We start from the raw sequence: 20,778 nt of genomic DNA on the forward strand, positions 1-20,778 counted from the left end.
GTCGTCGATGGTCGTCCACCTCGTTCGATACGCGCACACCGAACGCGCGTCGTGGGGCGTCCTCACCGGTGAGCGCATCTCGCCCCTGAGCGGAGACTATCCGCGCACCGCGGACCTGATCGACCGCGGCCGGCCCGACTGGACCTCGGCTGCAGCGCGCCCTGGGGACATCGGGCTGGCCGACGTCGATGTTCTCTCCCCCGTTACCGTTCCGTGCCGGGTGATGTGCCAGGGCGCCAACTACCGTCAGCACGCCATCGAATCTGGAATGGACCCGGACGCACGCGAATTCAACTTGTTCTTCGACAAGACCGATGCGGCCGTCACCGGACCGTGCGACCCTGTCACCCGCCCGGCGCACGTCACACTTCTCGACTACGAGATCGAACTCGCGCTGGTGCTGCGCGCCAAGGTAGACGCGCCCGTCACCGTTACCGCCGAGAACCTGCCCGAGTACGTCTTCGGCGTGACCGTCGCCAACGACCTCTCGGCCCGTGACGTCCAGCTGCCGCAAGGACAATTCCTGAAAGGCAAGAGCTATCGCGGATTCTGTCCGCTAGGGCCGGTGCTCGCGGTCCTCGAGCCCGACGATTTCCCGTTGCTCGACGATCTGGAGCTGCGACTGGAGGTCAACGGGTCACTGCGACAAAGCGACAACACCGCGAACATGCTCTACAAACCGGCCGAAACACTCACGGAGATGAGCGAATTCTGCAACTCCGATCCTGGTGACGTCCTGTTGACTGGCACACCGCACGGCATCGTTGCGGGATCGCCACCCGCCGTGGTCCGCCGGCTCGCCACGGCGCTGCTGCCCGAACACAAACTGTGGGCGGCCTTCGTGAAGATGAACCAGCGCAAGCCCTATCTGCGTCCCGGTGACGTCGTGACGGCGTCGATCCGCAACGCCGCCGGAACACTCGACCTGGGCACACAGCGCACCACCATCACCGATCGCTGAAGGGATTCGCATCCATGAGCGCCACACCCCATCCGCTGCAACCGAACGACCAGGGCGATGAGGACACCACCACGACGGCACCGGATCTCGACGATCTGCCGGATCGACTGGTACCCGACTTCATCGCGCACTGGGTCGTCAAGACGGCGCGCAGTACCGAGATGATCGAGTGGTACGGCCACGTATTCGGTGCCCGCGTGGTCCACGAAGACAGCCAGATCGCCTTCCTCACGTGGGATCACGAGAGCCATCGGCTGGCCCTGGTCAAACTCCCGCCGCCGGTGCGCTACGCGTTTCCCCTCTCGCGGTGGCGCAGGAAGACCTACGGCATCGACCACTTGGCCTTCACGTTCGTCTCGGTCGAGAAGCTCCTGCTGACCTACGAACGCCTCAAAGGCGTTGGCATAAAGCCGGTGTGGGCCATCAACCACGGACCTACGACCAGCCTCTACTACGAGGATCCGGAGGGAATCCGGCTGGAGTTCCAGACCGAGAACTTTCCTACCGCGCAGCAGACCGCGGACTACTTCAACAGCCGCGAATTCGACGACAATCCGATCGGCACCAACATCGATCCCGACTACCTTCTCGAGCAGTTGCGCGCCGGCGTCGACACCGAGCATCTTCTCGCTCGGGGGGCTGGCACTCGCCCGGGCACCAAGCAGCGGTCCAACAAGCGGACTCTCACCTGGAAGACGCTGTGACACATGGCTGATAGACCGATCGTGATCGTTGGAGCCGGCGCTGCGGGGTCGACCATTGCACTGCTGTTGGCGCGCTATGGCATCGCCAGCATGCTCGTCGAGGAGCGTCAGGACCCGCGCCTGCATCCGGCCGCGCATGTCATCAACGCCCGGACGTTGGAGATCTGGAACCAGGCTGCCCCGGACCTGGGCACCTCGCTCGACACGATCACACCGCCGATCGACACCGTCAACATCATCCGCTGGTGTACCGACGTCCGCTCCGATCCGATCGGCGAGATCGATCTGCTCTCCCAACCGGACCGACTCGCGGAAGTCCGCTCGCACAGTCGTCATCTCATCTCGCACATCGGTCAGCATCTGCTCATGCCGAAGCTGTGGGACGCGGTCGACAACGAGCCCCTCGTCGACTTCCGCCGCGGCTACCGGGCTGAAATTCTTGGCAGCAGAGTGCTTCTGCGCTCGCAGGGCAGCGAGGACGACGCGGTCGTGCCACGTTTCGTCATCGCCGCCGACGGCGCGAACAGCACCCTGCGCGATACCGCAGGAATCACGATGACAGGCCCCGTGCTCGCCCACATGGGCAGTGTCTTCTTCCACGCCCCCGGCCTGTACCCGGAGGGTGCGAGCAGGCCGCTACTCAGCTGGATCTACCACCCACGCTTCAGCGGCGTGATGATCGCGCACGCCGACGACGACTACATCCTGATGACACCGTATCTGCATGCCGCACAACCGATCGCCCGCGACAGCCGACGCTACTGGGACACGATGCTGCCCGACGTGATCGGCTCCGCCGATTATCAGATCCGCTCGACGGGCACGTGGACGATGACCCAGCAGATCGCCGATCGATTCCGCCAAGGCCCGCTCCTGCTGATCGGCGATGCAGCCCACCGGTTTCCGCACACCGGCGGATTCGGTCTCAACAGCGGGGTGCAGGACGCCCACAACCTTGCGTGGAAGCTCGCCGCGGTCTTGTACGACGGCGCGCCGGAATCGCTCCTGGACACCTACGAGATTGAGCGGCGGCCGGTGATCGAGAGATTCGCCGCGCAGAGCACGCAAAACCACTTCGCGCTCGACCACGTCACCGCGCCCATAGGTATCACCAATCGGTCGCTGCACCGGGCGACGGAGATCATCGGCAAGCTGCCGCTGGACTGGTTGCCCGACGCCGTGGTCGGGCGGGTCGCGGATGTCCTGGTCGCCGCCCAGACGTCACGTACGCGGCGTCTGCTGCGGCACGGTGCCCGCAGCGCGCGGTTGCGGCTGACGATGGCCGAGGCCATCCCGGGGCAGGAGGAACACTTCGTCGCCAGTGGCCTGGAGTTCGGCTACGCCTACCAGAGTGCGTTGATCGATGAGTCCGAAGGCCGTTGCCCCGATGGAGACGTCGGGCTGTATCACCCGACCACGCATCCCGGGGCGCGCCTCCCGCACGTGATCATCCCGTCGCACGACGGCGTCGAGAGGTCCACCCACGACGCCATCCGGCACACGGGACTCACCTTGTTCACCGCCGACTCGCGGCAATGGACGGAAGCCCTCGCAGAACATCCCGTCGCCGTGCCGCTCGCCGTCGTCGGCGTCCCCCGTGCTGAGGCTCTGTTGGAGGTGGGCGACCACGGAGCGGTCGTCGTGAGGCCCGACGGCCACGTGGTGTGGCGGACCCGAACCGGTCCGTCGTCGATCGATCGACTCGTGACATTCATCGATCGCGCCTGGCGTGATGTCTACGGCCACGCGAGCGCGCATCATGGTGAAGATTGCACCGAGCGTCGAGGACAGGTGACATCATGACGATCGCCCACCCTTCCGGACCCGTGCCCCGAACCGACGATGCCGCGACGCTGCCGGACCTGGAAGCAATCGCCTCCCGTGTGCTGTGGCTCTCGACGGCGATGGTGCACCACGCCAACCGGGTACGCCCCAACCCCAGCGGCATGAAAGTCGGCGGCCACCAGGCGTCGTCGGCGTCGATCGTGGGCATTATGACCTCGCTGTACTTCGGACGACTCCGGGCCGGGGACAGGGTGTCCGTCAAGCCTCATGCGTCTCCGGTGCTGCACAGCATCAACTACCTGCTCGGGACTCTCGACGAGCAGCACATGACGAGCCTGCGGGAATTCGGTGGCCTGCAGAGCTATCCGAGTCGTACGAAGGACCCCGATCCGGTCGACTACTCGACGGGATCGGTGGGCATCGGTGCGACGGCGCCGATCTGGGCCACGTTCGCACGCCGCTACGTCGACACGGTGTTCGGCGGCAGCGGAACCGGCCGCCAGTACTCGCTCGTCGGTGACGCGGAGCTCGACGAGGGTGCGATATGGGAAGCCGTGCTGGATCCGGTGGTGCCCGAGCTCGGCGAAATCGTCTGGATCGTCGACATGAATCGCCAGTCGCTCGACCGCGTCGTCCCCCATATTGCCTCCGGACGGCTGGAGGCCATGTTCACCGCCGCGGGATGGCAGGTGCTCACCGTGAAATTCGGGACACTCCTGGACGCGCTGTTCCTCCGCAGTGGCGGCGACGACCTGCGGACCCGGATCGTAACCATGCCCAACGCTGAATACCAACGGCTGCTGCGCTGTTCGGCCGACGAATTACGCACCAGGTTGCCCGGCACCGGCCCGGAGTCCGCCGGAGTGGCCGCGCTGATCGCCGACCTCGACGACGCCACCCTGATCCGGGCGGTCGCGAATCTCGGCGGCCACGACCTCACCACGCTGTTGGACGCCTACGACCAGATCGACGATACCCGGCCCACGGTGATCCTCGCCTACACCATCAAGGGATTCGGCCTCCCCACCCAGGGGCACCCGCAGAATCACTCGTCACTGCTGACCGACGACCAATTCGTCGAACTGGCTTGGACTCTGGGTGAAGATCCCGAGCAGCCCTTCCGACGGTTCGACCCTCAATCGTCTCCCGGCCGGCTCTGTCGACGGGTCTCCGAACGGATGCGGCGAGAACCCATCACTGCCGTAGAGCCACCGCCGGTCCCGGCCGATATCGGGCGCAACCCGCCCGCGGTGACCAACACCCAGAGCGCACTGGGGCGCACGTTACTCGACCTGACGCGAGAAGCGCCCGACGTGGCGCGACGGATCGTCACCGTGAGTCCGGACGTCAGCTCCAGCACCAATCTGGCCGGGTGGCTCAACAAGGTGGGCGTCTGGTCACCGTCGGAACGGCCCGACTGGTTCGCCGACGACTCCGACACGATCATGCATTGGCGCGAGAATCCGAGCGGGCAGCACATGGAGCTCGGCATCGCCGAGGTGAACCTGGTCGGATTGCTGGGCGAGCTGGGCGCCACCTGGAGTCGGTGGGGCCAGCCCCTCCTTCCCATCGGCGTGCTCTACGACCCGTTCGTCGAACGCGCGCTCGAACCGTGGTCCTTCGGCATCTACGCCGGAGGCCAGTCCATCCTCGTCGGTACACCGTCCGGGGTCACCCTTGCCGCGGAAGGGGGCGCGCACCAGTCGATCACGACCCCGTCCATCGGACTAGAGCAACCGGGCTGCGTCAGTTATGAGCCGGCGTTCGCCGCGGAGGTCGAGTGGATTCTGCTCGAGTGCCTCAGCCGACTGGGAAAGCCCGGTGGGACGTCGTCCTACCTGCGACTGTCAACTCGACCCGTTCGCCAGGAACTGGCCGCCATCCCCACGGATCCGGCAGCCCGGGAGCGACGTCGACGACACGTGCTCGCCGGCGCGTACACCTTGCGGCCGGCCGCCAAGCCCGCGGTGTGCATCGTGACGATGGGCGCGTTGGTCACCGAGGCCTTGGCCGCGGCGGACCGGCTCGCCGAGATGGGTGTCGAGGCTGAGGTCATCTGCGTGACGAGCCCCGATCTGCTCTACCGCGCTGTCCGTGCCCGCGACGGCCTCGCGGTAGGGCAATCCGCGATCCTCGACCAGGTGTTCCCACCCGACCGGGCAGCGTCGATGGTCACCGTGCTCGACGGGCATCCCCACACCCTTGCCTTTCTCGCCACCATCAACCGTGTGCAATGTAAGTCGTTGGGCGTCAGCGAGTTCGGCCAGGTAGGCGACCTCGACTCTGTCTACCGCCACCACGGCATCGACACCGACAGCATCATCAGGGCAGCGCTGGACGTCTGCTGACATCGGGTCATCGCACACGGCGGATCCGACACCATGCGCCATCTAGCTACGGGCGGGATCCGCCATCTTTGAGTGAACCTACAGCCATGTAGGTTCCACTCGCACGTGGCGGATACCAGCTCCCCTGCCTGCGCTTCTCCCGGATTCCGCTCCAGATGGCGGATGCGAAATTCCGTTCTCGGTGGCGGATCCTAGAACCGGACGGTTGTCCAGGTCGTGATCGCTCACCAGTATCGAGGCGACCAGCCTTGGCGGGAACACCAGCAGTAGTTCGGAACTAAGTAGATCTGAGACAAACGCAGACCACGTTCGGACTGTCGTGGTTCGCCAGGACTTTGCCCAATCCGCGTCCGGCCACCCCAGCGCCGAAGGCGGTGGTCGGTGACTTCTCCCGCATGCTCGGATACTGCGACGCAGGCCAACCGTTCACGACCACGAGCGGTACAGTCACCCAGCATTGGACACCCACCGCCGTCACCACCGACGCCACCGACCCGCTGAGCACGGCGACCCGGGTGGGCGCTGGCGCCACCCGCCAGGAGCCACCCGCTCGTAGCTGTTATCACGCGGCGCTCGCCCGCGCCAATGTGACCGTGGAATCCATCGTGTGCGGTGACACTGATTCCGCCGCGGCCGCCAACCAGCTCGTCGACCGGATCAGCGCCAAGCTTCCGCGCTAACCCTGCTCAGCCAAGCCCACTTTCGACTCACCGGCACGGGCGATGAAGCCTCCGCTGCAACGACACTTGCAGTTCGTACGGCCCGGTCTATGCGCCGCGCCACTTCGTGTCCGGCTGTGTCGTCGGCGCGTGTGGCGGCATAGGCCGTCTCTCGCCGGAAAGGCGATCTCTGATCCCCATCGAAGGGGCACCCCCGCTCGGTTCGGTGGGAAATGCCTGGCAATGGTGGCCGGACGCCTTGTGTCGATGATCGGACTTCCCCGCTGACACGCACGCGAGGTGCACGCAGCACTTGCAAAACAGGCCTCAGCATCTCCCCGAGGTCACATCGCCGACGCGGGCCTGCCAAACATTCGGCACGCGTTAGTATCTCGACCACGGCACGAGCATCACCGAGCCGCCTTCCGCGGCACGCACGTTCCGACCGATGTCCCCAGACCGAGCAGTCTGTGCAAGCTGACGGCCACACCGGCGGCGCGGCCGCGTTCCGTCGGCCTCAACCATCGGGGGGTGTATCTGGTTGGTCAAATTGCCCGTGCGCGGCGTCCACGTCGTCGTCTGCGAAGGCAAACTGGACATGTGCTGTCATGCGCCGCGACAGCCACTTAGCTCCCGGGCAAACTTTGACCGCCATCCTCGCTAGGCCAGAACGCCCGGCCGCGGCGTGTTCGCCAGCGCCAAATCTACACTTATGTAAATGGTCACCGCGCGGTCGCCGCCTGTGGCGCACACGTACCGCCTACGAACGCACCCTTGACCAATGCGCAGCTGGCAAATAGTGTTCGTCCAACTCAGATGAGTTGACGGCGGCCGAGGAGGCCGGGTCCGGCGCACATATGTCTGTCGAACGGGGGCGAGTCATGGCGGCAAAGGCTCAACGCGCGTGACGGCAATCTCGACCCGGCCGCGACTCGAACCGGCAAGGCAAGTAATTCAACGCCGCCGCCTCAAGGGCATATCACCCTCGACCCCAGTCACCCGAGTGTTTGTGATGTCACGTCCCGCCTTAAGGGCCCGCCCGATGGAAGGCGTCCGTACTGCCCAGCCAGGGTCACGACGACTGGCGCCACTGAGTTGAAGACCCGCAGCATAGTGTCCATTTTCCGATCGGAAACCACATGCCCACACTGCTCGAGATCACGACCCACTTCTTCCTCCAGATCGCCTTCATACTTGTAACGTTCCGATTGCTTTGGCCCCTGTTCCGTCGACTGGGCCAGGTGCAGGTAGTGGCAATCATGGTGGCCGGCTTCCTTCTTGGCCCTTCGGTATTGGGCTGGGTGTGGCCTTCCGCGCAGCAGTGGCTGTTTCCCACGAAAATAACGGTTGGCGCCGAGACATTTACACATCCCAACCTCACCGCCATCTACGTTGTCGGCCAATTGGGTCTCGTGCTCTATATGTTTCTGGTCGGGGCCTCTTTCAAGCTGGAGATCCTCAGCGCCCATATGCGGCAGGCTGGTGCTACCTCGGCTGCCGGTGTGGGGATTCCGTTAGTCCTGGGTGGTCTCACCGGGTGGTGGCTGGTCAGTCTCGGCGGCTACTTCACCGGCGACGTCGTGCCCTGGCAGGGTGGTCTGTTCGTTGCAGCCGCTGTTGCGATCACAGCTTTTCCCATGCTGGCGTGGATCATCTACGACTCCGGCCTACTCAACACCCGGCTCGGAACCATGTCACTGTCATGCGCCGCGGTCGACGATGCCTGTGCCTGGGTACTGCTTGCCACGGTCGTCGCCACGACGAAAGGGAGCGCGCTCGGAGCCATCCTGGCGTTGGGTGGCGGTCTGACCTATCTGCTCTTGATGATTTACATTGGCCGGCCGCTACTCGCACGGCTGAATACGTGGACTCCCAGCCGTAATGACGTCGAGCGGACCGGCGGAGTGCCGATCGCGCACCTGTGCATCATTCTCTTGGTTGTGCTGACGGCGAGCTGGTTTACGGACTTGGTCGGCATATACTCGGTTTTCGGCGCGTTCGTCGCCGGTGCCGTAATGCCACGCGGTGCGCTACTCGATGCGATCCGTGAGCGTTTCGAGCCGCTGGTGGCCTACCTGTTGGTTCCGGCGTTCTTCATCTATTCGGGTTTGAACACTGAGCTCTCACTTCTGCTCGATGGGCCCACTCTGCTTATGGCCGCAGTCGTGCTAGTGGTGTCCTTCGCCGGCAAGTTCGCAGCCGTGGGGCTCACTGCCCGTTGGCAAGGAATGAGTTGGAACGAGGCCGGCGCGATGGGAGCGCTCGCCAATGCGCGTGGCCTGATGGAACTGATCTTGCTGAACATCGGTCTCGAAGCGGGTTTGATCACAGGCAAGCTCTACACGATCCTCGCCATCATGACGATCATCACCACGTTCGTCGCCGGTCCGCTGCAGCGTCTCTTCGAACGCCGGCTCAAGAGATCCGGATTGGTCTTCGGACCCACGGGTGAGGAGCCACATCATGGCCTATCAAGTCCGTCGTCGGCGACCGCCCCTTAAGCCGAGCACGCTCGCGCCGCGGATGGCTGGGAGTCCTCCATGAGCAATGTGCCTGTACAAGGCCGATTCTCGGCCAGGCCCGTGGCCGGTATCTCTTATGCGCATCCACGAGCCTTCTGGTTCGGCGTCGCTACGACAACCATCGGTGTTCTGCTCCAACTCCCTGACTTCTACGCGACTCGCGATATGGGCTATCACATGGCAGGGATGCCCGTGAGCCTCAATATGAGTATCGGGATGGCTCTGCTGTTCCTCGGGGTAGCGGTGACGGCATATGGCTTGTTCCCGACTGACACGATCAGAAGACGACCCGCACCGATCCGTGGCGTCGGCCCCCTCGACGGCGCGCCGTTGCGAAGAGCTCATATCGCTCTTCTGATCGTCGTCGGGGCCGCCGTCACGATCGATGTGATGAAGCCGGTGTCTCTGGCTTTTGTGGCTCCCGGTGCTGCCGCAGAGTATGGGCTTCGCGGGCCGCTGAATCCGACCGCGGATGCGTTGTCTATCGGGTGGTATCCCCTCTCGGGAATCGCCGGCACTATGATCGGATCGTTCATCTGGGGCTGGATGGGCGACCGGATAGGGCGGCGTGCGTCGATTCTCCTCGCCGCCATCATCTTCATCGCCACCTCCACCTGCGGCACGATGCCCGAGTACTGGATGAATCTCCTCACGTGTTTTGTGATGGGCCTCGGCGCGGGCGGCATGCTCCCCATCGCCTTCGCTTTACTGTCCGAGACGATGCCGAGGAAACACCGCGGATGGATGCTGGTCCTCGTCGGCAGCGATATCGCCGGCGCATACATCATCGTGAGTTGGTTGGCGGCGACATGGGCCTCACCGGAACACTTCGGGTGGCGGCTTCTATGGCTTATCAGCCTTCCGACGGGCCTTGTCCTGCTGCTGTTGAACCGGTGGATACCCGAGTCGCCCCGGTATCTGCTACAGCAGGGACGCCAAACAGAAGCTCGCGCAGTGATGGAACGGTACGGAGCGGTCTTTGAGCCGACCACCACCGCCGATGCTGTGGATAGTGACGGTGAGTCGCATCCGACTAAGACCGCCGTACGGAGCTTGCTGGGTCTGTCTGCCGCCATATTGCTACTGGCGCTGAGTATCGGGGTGACGCAGTACGGGTTCCAGCAATGGATGCCGTCGAACCTGCAGCGGCTAGGTCTATCTGCCGTGAATGCGAATTCGACGTTGCGTGATGCGGCGATGATCGGATTTCCGCTGAGCATACCGATAGGGTTGATGTACGGCTTCTGGAGCAGTAAAAAGACGCTGCTGTTGATCGTCGCCCTGATGGCGTCGTCCTTATCGGTTTTCGCGATCCTCGGCGACCAGGTCGCCACCAATTCGGTATGGCTGCATGTACTTCTCGTGATTCCCATCTGGGGTATCAGTGCGTTCAACGCGGTGCTGATCGCCTACACGGCTGAGGTGTACCCGACCGCTATCCGTGCCCGTGGCAGCGGCATTTCTGCGGGTGCGACGAAGGCGGGCGGCGTGCTGGTCTTGACTCTCGCCGCAGCGGCCGTCGCCTCGCCCTCAATTCGGGTCACAGCCGCCTTGGGCGTGGTGCCGATGCTGCTCGCGGTGATAGCTCTGGTGAAGTTCGGGCCGGAGACGAGAAACATGCGCCTCGAGGGCATTACCGACGTAGAACTGGGGGTGTCGAACCGCCGTGTCGAACCGGCTACCGAGTGAACGCCTGTGCTGGGCCACGACAACTGTTGAGGACACCACTTCGGGCCCCTACGGACAGGGTGCCACTCTCGCACCGGTCAGCGTCGATACTGATCGGCACCGACTGAGAACCGGCCTGGCATGAGCCTGCGTATCGCGGTGTTAGGGCTGCTATCCCAGCAGTCGGGCAGTGGCTACGACCTTCTCAAGCGGTTCGAGGAATCGTTGGCCAATGTGTGGCCGGCGACGCAGAGCCAGCTTTACGGCGAGTTGCTCAAGCTTGCCGACGCGGGGATGATCGAAGCGAGTGCTGTCGGCGCGCGTGGGCGTAAGGAATATCGAATCCTGCCGGCGGGGCGGGCCGAATTAGAGCGCTGGATGACCGATCCGCTGGGCGATCCTCCCTTCCGCAGCGCGCAGCTCCTTCGGCTTTTCTTGCTCAGTGAGGTGTCACCTGACCAGGCCCGTGCCTATGTCGGCGCCATCGCTGAACTGGCCGATGCCGAGATCGATCGCCTGGGGAAACTGAAGGACTCGATCGAATGGTCGGAAGGTGACAGCCACTTCTATGGTCGGGCAGTGCTCGAATACGGGTTACGTATGAAGTCAATGGAAGCCGACTATGCGCGTTGGCTCGCCGAGGCCATTGCCGATCGGCACCGGAGATCTCGGCGAAGCGGCGGTACTCGCCGCAAGACCTCATAGGCTGCCCCTTCAGACTGCCTCGGAAGTCCCCTGTGCGCGCCGCGCCTGCTCGACCTTCGACACACGCGGCCTTCAGCCCGCTCGGCCGTACCGATCAATCAGTCACGGACACAATTCGGCCAACCCATCGGTGATAACAACATCCTTGCCGCGCATCGTCTCGAACACGTAGTCGTGCACCGTAGCCGTCTCGGCCTCAGTCCGCTTCCAAAGCCTGGTTTCCAGGTCGTCACCGGGGCGCACCATGTTGGAGAACCGCACGGCGATCCGCTGAAGGCGGGTAACATCCGCACCGCACACCTCGGTGAGGATGGCCCAGGAAGCGAAAGCCATCGTGCACAAGCCATGCACAATGATGCCCGGCAACCCAGCGTCGATGGCCACGTTTTCGTCGAGGTGGATCGGCATCTGATCACCAGAGGCCGCCGCGTACCGAAACGTCTGGTCACGATCCACATGCTGTGCGACGCTGGCGACGGGTGGCCGGTCGCGAACGCTTTCCTCAAGAGCGTGATGAGGGCCGAGCTCGCCCACCGGCTCCCCCGCGTTGAAGCCCAGCACGAGGATCGTGACGTACTGCTCGGTCACGAGAGCACCCGCGTCCGTACGCGTTTCGAGCATCATCACCATCCGGGTCCCTTTTTGAGCTCGGCGGCCCTTGCGCATGCCCTCGTAGCCGATCATCCTGCCGCGCGAGGCCAACGTGTCACCGGGTCGGATCGGCCGGTGAAAACGAATGTCATGCGCACTGTGCAACACTCGCGTGAACAGCTCGGCCGGTATCGCGTCGACACCAGCCGCCATCATCGTCTTGAACACCGGCACAACAGCAAACACCGGAGGTGCCACCTCCCCGGCCAGGTGAGCGGGGATCGGGTCGTTGGTGGCGGCCGCGTAGGCCGCGATCCGCTCGCGAGTGACAACCAGTCGTTCTTCATCGGTCCATCGACCGACACGACGGGCGTCCAGCTTTACGTCTTCGCCCACCAAAACCCCTTCGCAATAAGATTTTACGCTGTTGTAGATTCGGGAGCGCCGATCCCGGTCGGGCTCTGGGCTCGCCTCGTTAGCGCCGCCGCTTCGACCCCTTCAATCATGGAGCTTGCCATCCAAACCCACACCTAGAAAAGCGGCAAAGACGTTATGATCCCCAGCAACAGATCCTATCTGCGATAGGACCGTTACGGGGGGAGTCGCATTGCTTCGAGGGCGGGCCGGGGGTGCAGCCGGCACCGCGATCGCAACGCTGCTGGGCCCCCTTGCGCGTTTGTCCCGTCGCCACGCCGGACTCGTCGTCTTGGCCTGGATCGCCGTCGCGGCGGTGGCCAACGTCCTGGTGCCGCAGCTCGAGCGAGTGGTCGAGGCGCGCTCACCATCGTTCATGCCCACAGACGCACCGAGCGTGATCGCGGCCGATCGCTCGGCCGCGCTTTTCGACGCGCCGTCGAGTAACAACCTCGTCTACGTCGTACTGGAGCGGCGGGATCCCCTGCAGCCCGCAGACCGGCGTTACTACGACGCCCTGGTTACTGAGCTGCGGTCCGACACCGAGCACGTGCAAGCGGTCACTGATCTCTGGTCGGCGCCTCTGAGTGCGGATGCGGTGCAGAGCAAGGATCGCCGGGCGGTCAACCTGATGGTGCGGTTGACAGGACTGCTCGGCACCGCGCAGGCCAGTGCATCTGTCTCCGCGATCCGGGAGGCGGCGGCCGAACTCGGCCCGCCCGCCGGTCTGCGCGTATATGTCACAGGTCCCGGCGCGACGCTGGCCGACGAGTTCGCCGCCGTCGACCGCCAGATGTTGCTCATCACCGCCGCGACCGTGGTAGTGATCACGCTGCTCCTACTCGTGGTCTACCGCTCGCTGGTGGCTATCGCCATCCCGCTGATGGCGGTCGGGCTGACTTTGGCCGTCGCGAAGGCCGTAGTCGCCGCGCTCGGCAATCACGGTGTCCTTGAGGTGTCGCTGTTCACTGTGGCGCTCATCGCCGCGATGATCCTAGGGGCCGGTGTCGACTACGCCATCTTCCTGATAGGTCGCTATCACGAAGGCCGTCGCCAGGGCATCGAACACGAGGCGGCCTTGATCGCCTCGTACCGCGCTGTCTCACCGGTGATCGTCGCCTCCGCGCTGACCATCGCCGCGGGGCTGTCCTGCCTGGGCCTGGCGCAGATCAGCATGTTTCGAAGTATCGGGCTGCCCTGTGCGATAGGAATTCTCATCGTGGCGCTTGCCGCGCTGACCTTGACGCCGGCACTTATTCAGATCGCCGGTCGGCGCGGACTCTTGGAACCCAAACGCGCTGTCATCGCCCGACGTTGGCGGCGCGTCGGCATCATGCTTGCCCGATGGCCGGGTCCACTCTTCGTGGTGAGCGCCGGGTTGATCATCGCCCTGACTGTGCCGTTGATCGGTATGCAGGTGAATTGGAATGAACCAGCCGCAACGCCCGACGATGCCGAATCGAACCTAGGCTACGCGGCGATGGACCGGCACTTCCCGCCGAATCAACTGTTACCTAACGTGGTCACCGTTGAAGCCGACCACGATCTACGTAATCCGGCCGGGTTGATCGCCATCGAACGGGTCACACGCCAGATCATGGCGATTCCCGGGGTGCGCATGGTGCAGTCCGCCAGCCGCCCGGCGGGCACTGTCCCCGCGGAAGCGAACCTCACGTATCAGGCCGGGATGATCGGTGACCAGCTGAATGACGCCATTAACTCGCTGACGAACCGGCTCAACGGAGTCGCCGGCGACCTCGATGCCGCCCTGGCTCAAGTCGGCGCGGCAGTGGACCAAATGGGCGGGGCGATGGCCGGCGGGGCGGACGGCATGCGCGAGATCGGTTCGGCCGCAGACGGCATGCGCGCCGGAGTGGACGGCTTGAGGGACAACCTCACAGTCGTCTCCGGTTACCTCGACCCATTGCGCAACTTCAAGAACGGCATCCCGGACTGCGCGGTGAACCCGATCTGCTCCTTGGTGGCGAAGGTCGTCGACCCCGTCGACAGCTTGGTTCGAAGCTCGACCGACTTGTCGGCTGGCACAGTACGGCTGACAGCGGGGTCGAGCACCGTCACCTCTGCCCTGGCTGCGGTGCCGCAGACGCTGCAGCAGATGCGCGGCACCTTGGACCAAGTGCAGGAGGCGACCAGAGGGCTACGCGGCGCGATCGGCGCCATATCGCCGCAGATGCGCCAACTCACCGACTACCTCAACGAGATCGACCTGAACTTCGAGGGCAGTGCTGCAGGTGGGTTCTACATGCCGAACCGCGCATTGGAGGACCCTCGATTCCGAGAAGCGCTCAAGGCACTCGTCTCACCCGACGGCCACGCCGCTCTTCTGCTGGTGTTCAGCCGCGGGCAGGAGTGGGGCGTGGACGGCGCGCATCATGCCGCGCAGATTCAGGCCGCGATCGACGAGGCCACCAAAGAAGGCACCCTCACTCCGTTGTCGGTGCAGCAAGTGGGAGTCGGCCCGACCACCCACGATCTGCAGGCGCTGCTTCGCGACGACGTCATCCTGCTGGCGGTCGTGACCGTCGTCTTGATCTTCCTCATTGTCGCCGTGATGCTGCGCAGTCCAGTCGCTGCTGTGGTGGTGGTGGGCACCGTGATCGTCTCCTACGGATCCACGCTCGGGGTCAGCGTGCTGATCTGGCAACACGTGCTGGGTCAACCACTGCACTGGATCGTCGCGCCGATCGCCTTCATCGCCCTGGTGGCTGTGGGCACCGATTACAATCTGCTGCTGGCGATACGCATACGCGAGGAGGCCTGGGCCGGTATCAATACCGGGCTGATTCGTGCCTTCGCCGGCACGGGCGGAGTGGTCACCACCGCCGGAATCATCTTCGGCATCACCATGTTCGCGATGCTGGGCAGCACCGTCCAAAGTATCGCCCAGATGGGTTCCACAATCGGTATCGGACTTCTCCTGGACACGCTGATCATCCGCACGGTTCTGATGCCGTCGATCGTAGCGTTGCTGGGCCGTTGGTTCTGGTGGCCTAACCGGGTCACCGCACCGCGCACTGGCTGGTCCTTCCGCCGGAAGCTTGCAACCACACAACCACCCACGTGATCGATCTCATTGCGCGTCAACGACTTCAATGCGGCGGCAGCAGACAACCGCCCGCTGCACCCACGACCCAAAACCCCGCGCTGGCGCCTTCAGTCCGATCCTCAGCCGTGGCGGGCTGACTGAACGGTGAGCGCATTCGGCAACGATGAGTGTGCGATGCACCTAAGACGAACGGAGGATCGCAGTTGACCAAGCCAGTAATTCGACCACCAGGGTGCGCGCTGGTGACCGGCGCTTCAAGAGGCATCGGGGCCGAAACCGCGCGACAGCTCGCACGCGACGGATGGCCCGTCGCCGTCAACTACCACAGCAACGAACGCGCAGCGCAGTCAGTTGTCGAGGAAATTGCGCGCGAGGGAGGTCGCGCAGCGGCATTCGCCGCGGACATCGCCGACCGGCAAGCGCCGTCGATATTGAACGACGCGATCGTCGCCGAATTCGGCGTACCCATCCTCGTACTGGTCAACAATGCGGGCATCGCCCGCGATCGCCTCACTATCCACTTGGAGGATGACGACTGGGACGCTGTGGTGGACACCAATCTGGGTGCAGCGTTTCGCATCACACGTGCCGTTCTCGCCGACATGCGCCGGGCCCGGTTCGGTCGAGTCATCAACATTGCGTCCGTCGCCGGCCTACGCGGACGCCCCGGCCAGGGTAACTACGCGGCTGCGAAGGGCGGTCTCATCGCCTGGACGAAAGCAGTTGCGCTCGAGGTCGCTCGCCGCGGAGTCACCGTCAATGCGGTCGCCCCAGGCTGGATCGAGACCGACATGACTGCTGAGGTCCCTGGAGACCGGCTGGATCGCATCCCTGCTCGTCGCGTCGGCCTGCCGCGCGAGGTGGCTGCCTGTGTAAGGTTTTTGGCGTCGGAGGAGGCGAGTTACGTCACCGGTGCAGTGCTGCCCGTGGACGGAGGATTGAGCACCTAACCGCTCGCCCCGGTGTTAAAATCTTGTTCCATGACGTCATCCTCGTCGCTGTCGGACGTCGTAAGAGACGCCGGGCTCACATTCGACCAAATGGTGCCGCGCGGTCTGGTCCATAAGCGAGCAATCGAGGAAGTTCTGCTCTGCGACTACAAGCAACTCGGGCCCAATGAGTATCTGGTGGCGGCGCAGCTGCCACGATGCCACAGCTACTTCAGCGACGTCTGCTTGCCGTACTACGATTTCACGGCGCTCGGTGAGGTGATGCGCCAGTCAGGTCTTCTCACTGGTCATTGCTTCCACGACGTCCCGCCGGGAACCCATTACATCTTCCGGAAGGTCTCCGGCAAGAACGAACGCGAAGACGTCGAAACCATGCGCATCGGGGACACGCCGACCGATCTCCTTGTCCACTACAGCGTTCGGAACTTGCGTCTGCGCCGCAACCGGCTGACGTCCTTCGAGGCTTTCGGACAGATGTACGCCAACGGAGCATACGTAGGCAGCGGCTACGGGTTCTGCCAGCTGCTGCCGCCCGACAGCTACGGCGCCATGCGAGACATGATGCGCGACCCCGAGGGGGCGGCAGACCGAACGACGGAGTCGCCGGACCCCGTCTCGGTCGAGCCGCTCGATCCTGTGATGGTCGGAAGACGCGACGTACGCAATGTCGTCATCGGCGCGTTCGCGAGCGGCGACACTCCTGATACCTATACAGCCGGACTCGTGATCCGACCAGATCACAGGGTCTTCTTCGACCATCCTCAGGACCATGTCCCTGGCCCGCTTCTTATTGAGGCCATCCGTCAGCAAGCGCTCCGCGCAGCATGCGTGCACCACAACCTTCACTCGGAAAAGGTGTACATCGCCAAGGTAGACATTGAGTTCAGTAGCTTTCTGGAGCTCGACGCACCGACGGCCGTGACCGCTAAAGTTGGCGCGCTTCGCCGCTCGCCTGACGGCGGAGAACTCACCGTCACGTTGACCATCGGTCAAAGCGGCACTATCGCGGCGGAAAGCGCATTGACCGTCATCGCACTTGATTGACTGGAACGGATTGCATGACTCGTATGGTCGCTCAGCGCGACCGTTCGGAGACGTCTTGACGTGACTACCCGCCCGGTTTGAGGTCAAAGGCGCTCGGTGGGCCCATAGGCGCGCTGGGCCCACCGAGGTTACCGCCGTGCTACCGGGACTTCCAGGATTACTTAGTCGTGCAAACTCATCATCAGTGCTGACGATTTCCAGAGAGCCGGCGAGCACTCAGGACGAGGTACCGGCGCTCGCCGCTTCGCCGGTCTTCACGGGCGGGAACCACGGCGCTCCGCGCAGCGGGCGATAATCCGCGATCGGGAACGCCGCGATCGCAGTGAAGATCAGCGCGGCATACACGCCGTATTCCCGGGTGGCGTTCTCCGGGAAATTGAAGAGCAGCCACACGAAGAGCAGCATCGAGATGACGTTGAGGAGGTCGGTTCCGCCGATGATCGACACATCGGGACGCATGAAGCCGTACTGGCCGCCTGTGACCGCCGTCAGGATGCCGAAGGCACCGCAGATGAGGAAATACAGGGCCGCGACGGTATTGAAGTCCCAGCCGTTCAGGTGCGCGCCGTCGACAGCGGCCCACGGCAGGAAAAGGGATGCGATGACCAACGCTCCGCCGACGCCGGAAGCCACTCGTTGCCATACAGGGGTTTTCGCTACCATGTTCGTCCTCCGTGTGATTGTGACGGCTGGTTCGCCGCCGCTTCCTCAGCACCGACTCTCGCTGCTGGTCGCACCATCGATCGGTAGTTCCTCATCACTTGGCCGCCGCCCCTAGCGTCCTTCGCCTATTGGTGCTGACGTCAGCTCCTGGCGGGGTGGGTATCAATCGCTGAGCGGCGTCGTAGCCGGATCTGAAGCACGACTCGATCGAGACACCGCGCAGGTAGTCGCCTGCCAGCAACAGGCCTGGGAGGCTTCCGACGTGTTCATCGACGGTTCGGAGAAACGCCGGATGGTCGCTGAGGTGAGCGCAGTACGCGTGGTCCCAACGTCGAGACACATAACCAAGACGGTCTTCGGCGCTCACAGGTATGTAGCGGTCAAGGCAAGCTTCGCCTTGTGTGAGCAGTTCTTCGCCGTCGGCACCTCGGGCCAGCAGGCGGCGAGCCGTGCGTCCGCTGAACGTGTAGCGCACGAAATCACGATCATTCACGCCGTACACACCGGCGTTGCTCACCGGCTCTTCCTTCCCGAAGACCAGCGCACGCACCTGCTCGGTGAAGATGTCACGCGCATAGTGGGCAACGACCACCGCACCGGGGAAGTAACGGACGTCGTCCAGCCATTCGGCAAGGGTCGGCCGGTGGGGACGTATGAGCTCAGCGGCAACGAAGGCGGGAGTGGCGATTACAACAGCACCGTAGCGCCGGTCCTCAGGTGGTTGGCCGCGTGTCTGTGTGCGAATGCCCGTGATGCGATCGTCTTCGACAAGCAGACTCAGGACGCGCGTCTCAAGATGTACGTCGTGGGTGGCGGCGAACGATTCGAGAACGGGCCCGAATCCGTTGCTAAGCTGGTCGTAAGAGTCGAGGACCATACCGACATTTGCATTGAGCGTTCCGACGTAGAGCTCATCGGGCTCCGCTCCATTGGGACGAATGGTCAAAGAGCGCAGCGTGGCGTCGCAGAACTGGGCGCCGAACCGTTCAGTGAGTACGCGGTCACCCCGCCGCGTCCTGCGCTCAGCGTAGCGAGAGCCAAGGTACCGACGTGACTCGTTAAGACGCACTGCCGCAACAATTCTCCCGAAGCGCATGATATCGCGCTTGGGAGCTCGGGCGATGACATCGGCGAAGCCCCGCAGCTTGCGGCTGCTGTCGAACGTACGTAACGTGCCGTTCTCGACTCGCGATGAGTTGATGCCGAAGTATTCGTAAGGATGGTCGCCCATTGCTTCGGTGAACTCGCGGAACATTCGATAGGTCTTGCCGATGTTCTTGCCGCCGTAGGTGATTTCACGACCATCAAGTGTGGTGACTGCGCAGCGCCCCCCGAGAGCGGGTTGGGCCTCGAATACTTCAGGGCGTAGACCCGCTCGCTGGAGAAAGTAGGCGGTGGCGATTCCTGCCATACCGCCGCCGATGACAGCGACACGATCGTGGTCGTCTGACAGCTTCACTGAACCGAGCCTAGCGCTGTCACGTAGTGGCGTCCTCGAATTGCACCAAACGCAGGAAACACGGGGCCAGTCGGCGATTGAATGAATCCGGCGATAGGCCCATGAGTCTGACCAAGGGTCGCGGTGGCTGCGCAGTCTCTGCTGTGCACGAAGATCTGCGTAGCACTCCGCTCAGCCGAATCAAACGCCGTGACGCGGCATCGGTGGTGGTACTGGCTCACTCGCCGGCCTGTCGGGACGCGCGCGGTGCAAGTTGGACGACTCCCGACCACGGAATGCGGGAAAGCTTACGCGGATTGGGGTCGGGAAGGTATCCGAACGGGAGGAGCATGAACGGCAGCCGATTCCGTCGTCCGGCTTCTTTGAATATTGATCGCACTTCCTCGACGGACCAATCCTCTCGCTCGAAGAATGCGACGCCTTCTGCCGGCCCGAACTTCATCGGCGCCCTGTCCAAACTCGGCATCTTTCGCATCATGTGCCGCACGATGAACGGACTGAGCAGATCGGTGATCCACGAGCGAATCTCGTCACGGTGCAGATCCTGCGCGAGACCGCGCACCTGGCCCGCATCGAGATAGAGAATGAGCCCTTCGGTGATCACCAAGGCGTTGCGGGCGCCGCCGAGCGCGTCGTTCAAGAAAGCGCGACGGCTGGCTGTGTCGGCAAGGTCGACACCTACCGAAGACATTCGACACCGGGGTGTTTCGTCGGCCAACAGCCGCTCTTTCTCGGCTATGAGCTCAGGGGTGTCAGCTTCGATCCAGTCGATCCCGCTGGGCAGATCAAGCCGGTAGGGGCGAGTGTCGAACCCAGCCGCGAGGTTGACCACCCGGTCGCAGCCTCCGCCGACGGCTTCGGCGACGAGGCGATCTATCAGGATAGTGCGGGTTACCCACCACCAGCCGTTGCGTGCCATCCGGGGCGCAACCGCGGCGATGGCGCGACCATGTTCACCGGCGAGGCGTTCAGCGAGCGGGTCTTTGAACAGCGCGTCGTGACGGGCGGACTCTGCAGCTCGATATACCGCCATCCACCTAGCCGTGTCGGAAACATTCGAGATCGGGGACTCGGGCACAAGCTGCCTTCCTTGTCGAACCCTAGGCGGCGACGCTGGCGATCCGTGGAGTTGGTCGCTGACCGTGGGGATGGTTGTTAGGCGGCTTCGGGGCCGCTTCCGGCGGCGACGACGAGAACGTTGTTGTGTCCGCCGAATCCGAAGGAGTTGCTCAGGCCGA

15 protein-coding genes are annotated in these 20,778 nt (G+C 63.8%); 11 read left to right on the plus strand and 4 right to left on the minus strand.

From position 1 onward, the window contains the following. The first annotated feature begins 7 nt into the window (after positions 1 to 7). From AWC12_RS28510 to AWC12_RS28545, 8 genes are all read left to right on the plus strand, one after another. Positions 8 to 961, plus strand: coding sequence for a fumarylacetoacetate hydrolase family protein (locus tag AWC12_RS28510; RefSeq protein WP_085178252.1), 954 nt, complete (start codon positions 8 to 10; stop codon positions 959 to 961). Positions 962 to 975: 14 nt separating this feature from the next. Next, positions 976 to 1,665: a VOC family protein gene (locus AWC12_RS28515; RefSeq protein ID WP_024449179.1), complete on the plus strand. Its 690-nt coding sequence runs from the start codon at positions 976 to 978 to the stop codon at positions 1,663 to 1,665. A gap of 3 nt (positions 1,666 to 1,668) precedes the next feature. Further along, on the plus strand, positions 1,669 to 3,468 hold the full coding sequence (locus AWC12_RS28520; RefSeq protein ID WP_085178253.1) for an FAD-dependent monooxygenase: 1,800 nt from the start codon (positions 1,669 to 1,671) through the stop codon (positions 3,466 to 3,468). Next, positions 3,465 to 5,798: a thiamine pyrophosphate-binding protein gene (locus AWC12_RS28525; protein ID WP_024449177.1), complete on the plus strand. Its 2,334-nt coding sequence runs from the start codon at positions 3,465 to 3,467 to the stop codon at positions 5,796 to 5,798. The genes AWC12_RS28520 and AWC12_RS28525 overlap by 4 nt, the downstream gene beginning before the upstream one ends. 335 nt (positions 5,799 to 6,133) lie before the next feature. Further along, entirely contained in the window at positions 6,134 to 6,478 is a 345-nt protein-coding gene (locus AWC12_RS28530; RefSeq protein WP_133054285.1) for a sensor domain-containing protein, read from the plus strand. A gap of 1,118 nt (positions 6,479 to 7,596) precedes the next feature. Further along, on the plus strand, positions 7,597 to 8,958 hold the full coding sequence (locus tag AWC12_RS28535; RefSeq protein WP_083080522.1) for a cation:proton antiporter: 1,362 nt from the start codon (positions 7,597 to 7,599) through the stop codon (positions 8,956 to 8,958). Between the two features lie 39 nt (positions 8,959 to 8,997). Then, positions 8,998 to 10,668 carry an MFS transporter gene (locus tag AWC12_RS28540; protein WP_083080523.1) on the plus strand — a complete coding sequence of 557 codons (1,671 nt, stop codon included), beginning with the start codon at positions 8,998 to 9,000 and terminating at the stop codon, positions 10,666 to 10,668. A gap of 120 nt (positions 10,669 to 10,788) precedes the next feature. Then, positions 10,789 to 11,352 (plus strand): PadR family transcriptional regulator, encoded by a 564-nt coding sequence (locus AWC12_RS28545; RefSeq protein ID WP_083080524.1) that lies wholly within the window; start codon positions 10,789 to 10,791, stop codon positions 11,350 to 11,352. 102 nt (positions 11,353 to 11,454) lie between these two features. Here AWC12_RS28545 and AWC12_RS28550 read toward each other — a convergent pair whose 3' ends face one another. Next, complete coding sequence (locus AWC12_RS28550; protein WP_207570053.1) at positions 11,455 to 12,342, minus strand: MaoC/PaaZ C-terminal domain-containing protein; 888 nt, start codon at positions 12,340 to 12,342, stop codon at positions 11,455 to 11,457. 277 nt (positions 12,343 to 12,619) lie between these two features. Here AWC12_RS28550 and AWC12_RS28555 point away from each other — a divergent pair, with 277 nt between their 5' ends. The 3 genes from AWC12_RS28555 (at position 12,620) to AWC12_RS28565 (ending at position 17,418) form a co-directional block, all read left to right on the plus strand. Continuing rightward, positions 12,620 to 15,442, plus strand: coding sequence for an MMPL/RND family transporter (locus AWC12_RS28555; RefSeq protein WP_234814198.1), 2,823 nt, complete (start codon positions 12,620 to 12,622; stop codon positions 15,440 to 15,442). A gap of 224 nt (positions 15,443 to 15,666) precedes the next feature. Next, complete coding sequence (gene fabG, locus AWC12_RS28560) at positions 15,667 to 16,374, plus strand: 3-oxoacyl-ACP reductase FabG (RefSeq protein ID WP_083080525.1); 708 nt, start codon at positions 15,667 to 15,669, stop codon at positions 16,372 to 16,374. A gap of 90 nt (positions 16,375 to 16,464) precedes the next feature. Next, positions 16,465 to 17,418 carry an AfsA-related hotdog domain-containing protein gene (locus tag AWC12_RS28565; RefSeq protein WP_165762869.1) on the plus strand — a complete coding sequence of 318 codons (954 nt, stop codon included), beginning with the start codon at positions 16,465 to 16,467 and terminating at the stop codon, positions 17,416 to 17,418. Positions 17,419 to 17,634: 216 nt separating this feature from the next. Here the strand turns inward: AWC12_RS28565 and AWC12_RS28570 are convergent, their stop codons facing one another. The 3 genes from AWC12_RS28570 to AWC12_RS28580 all read right to left on the minus strand — a co-directional run bounded on the left by AWC12_RS28570 (position 17,635) and on the right by AWC12_RS28580 (position 20,618). Next, positions 17,635 to 18,081 carry a hypothetical protein gene (locus AWC12_RS28570; RefSeq protein ID WP_133054286.1) on the minus strand — a complete coding sequence of 149 codons (447 nt, stop codon included), beginning with the start codon at positions 18,079 to 18,081 and terminating at the stop codon, positions 17,635 to 17,637. A 94-nt stretch (positions 18,082 to 18,175) separates the two neighbouring features. Beyond that, on the minus strand, positions 18,176 to 19,540 hold the full coding sequence (locus tag AWC12_RS28575; RefSeq protein WP_083080528.1) for a protoporphyrinogen/coproporphyrinogen oxidase: 1,365 nt from the start codon (positions 19,538 to 19,540) through the stop codon (positions 18,176 to 18,178). Between the two features lie 217 nt (positions 19,541 to 19,757). Beyond that, positions 19,758 to 20,618 (minus strand): class I SAM-dependent methyltransferase, encoded by an 861-nt coding sequence (locus AWC12_RS28580; protein WP_272937532.1) that lies wholly within the window; start codon positions 20,616 to 20,618, stop codon positions 19,758 to 19,760. Between the last annotated feature and the right edge of the window lie 160 nt (positions 20,619 to 20,778).

The organism is Mycolicibacterium iranicum (assembly GCF_002101705.1).
Lineage (GTDB): Bacteria > Actinomycetota > Actinomycetes > Mycobacteriales > Mycobacteriaceae > Mycobacterium > Mycobacterium iranicum.

Bases quoted from the DNA above. Each gene is read 5' to 3' on its own strand.
- AWC12_RS28510 (WP_085178252.1), top strand. From the start codon at position 8: ATGGTCGTCCACCTCGTTCGATACGCGCACACCGAACGCGCGTCGTGG.
- AWC12_RS28515 (WP_024449179.1), top strand. From the start codon at position 976: ATGAGCGCCACACCCCATCCGCTGCAACCGAACGACCAGGGCGATGAG.
- AWC12_RS28520 (WP_085178253.1), top strand. From the start codon at position 1,669: ATGGCTGATAGACCGATCGTGATCGTTGGAGCCGGCGCTGCGGGGTCG.
- AWC12_RS28525 (WP_024449177.1), top strand. From the start codon at position 3,465: ATGACGATCGCCCACCCTTCCGGACCCGTGCCCCGAACCGACGATGCC.
- AWC12_RS28535 (WP_083080522.1), top strand. From the start codon at position 7,597: ATGCCCACACTGCTCGAGATCACGACCCACTTCTTCCTCCAGATCGCC.
- AWC12_RS28540 (WP_083080523.1), top strand. From the start codon at position 8,998: ATGAGCAATGTGCCTGTACAAGGCCGATTCTCGGCCAGGCCCGTGGCC.
- AWC12_RS28545 (WP_083080524.1), top strand. From the start codon at position 10,789: ATGAGCCTGCGTATCGCGGTGTTAGGGCTGCTATCCCAGCAGTCGGGC.
- AWC12_RS28565 (WP_165762869.1), top strand. From the start codon at position 16,465: ATGGTGCCGCGCGGTCTGGTCCATAAGCGAGCAATCGAGGAAGTTCTG.
- AWC12_RS28570 (WP_133054286.1), bottom strand. From the start codon at position 18,081: ATGGTAGCGAAAACCCCTGTATGGCAACGAGTGGCTTCCGGCGTCGGC.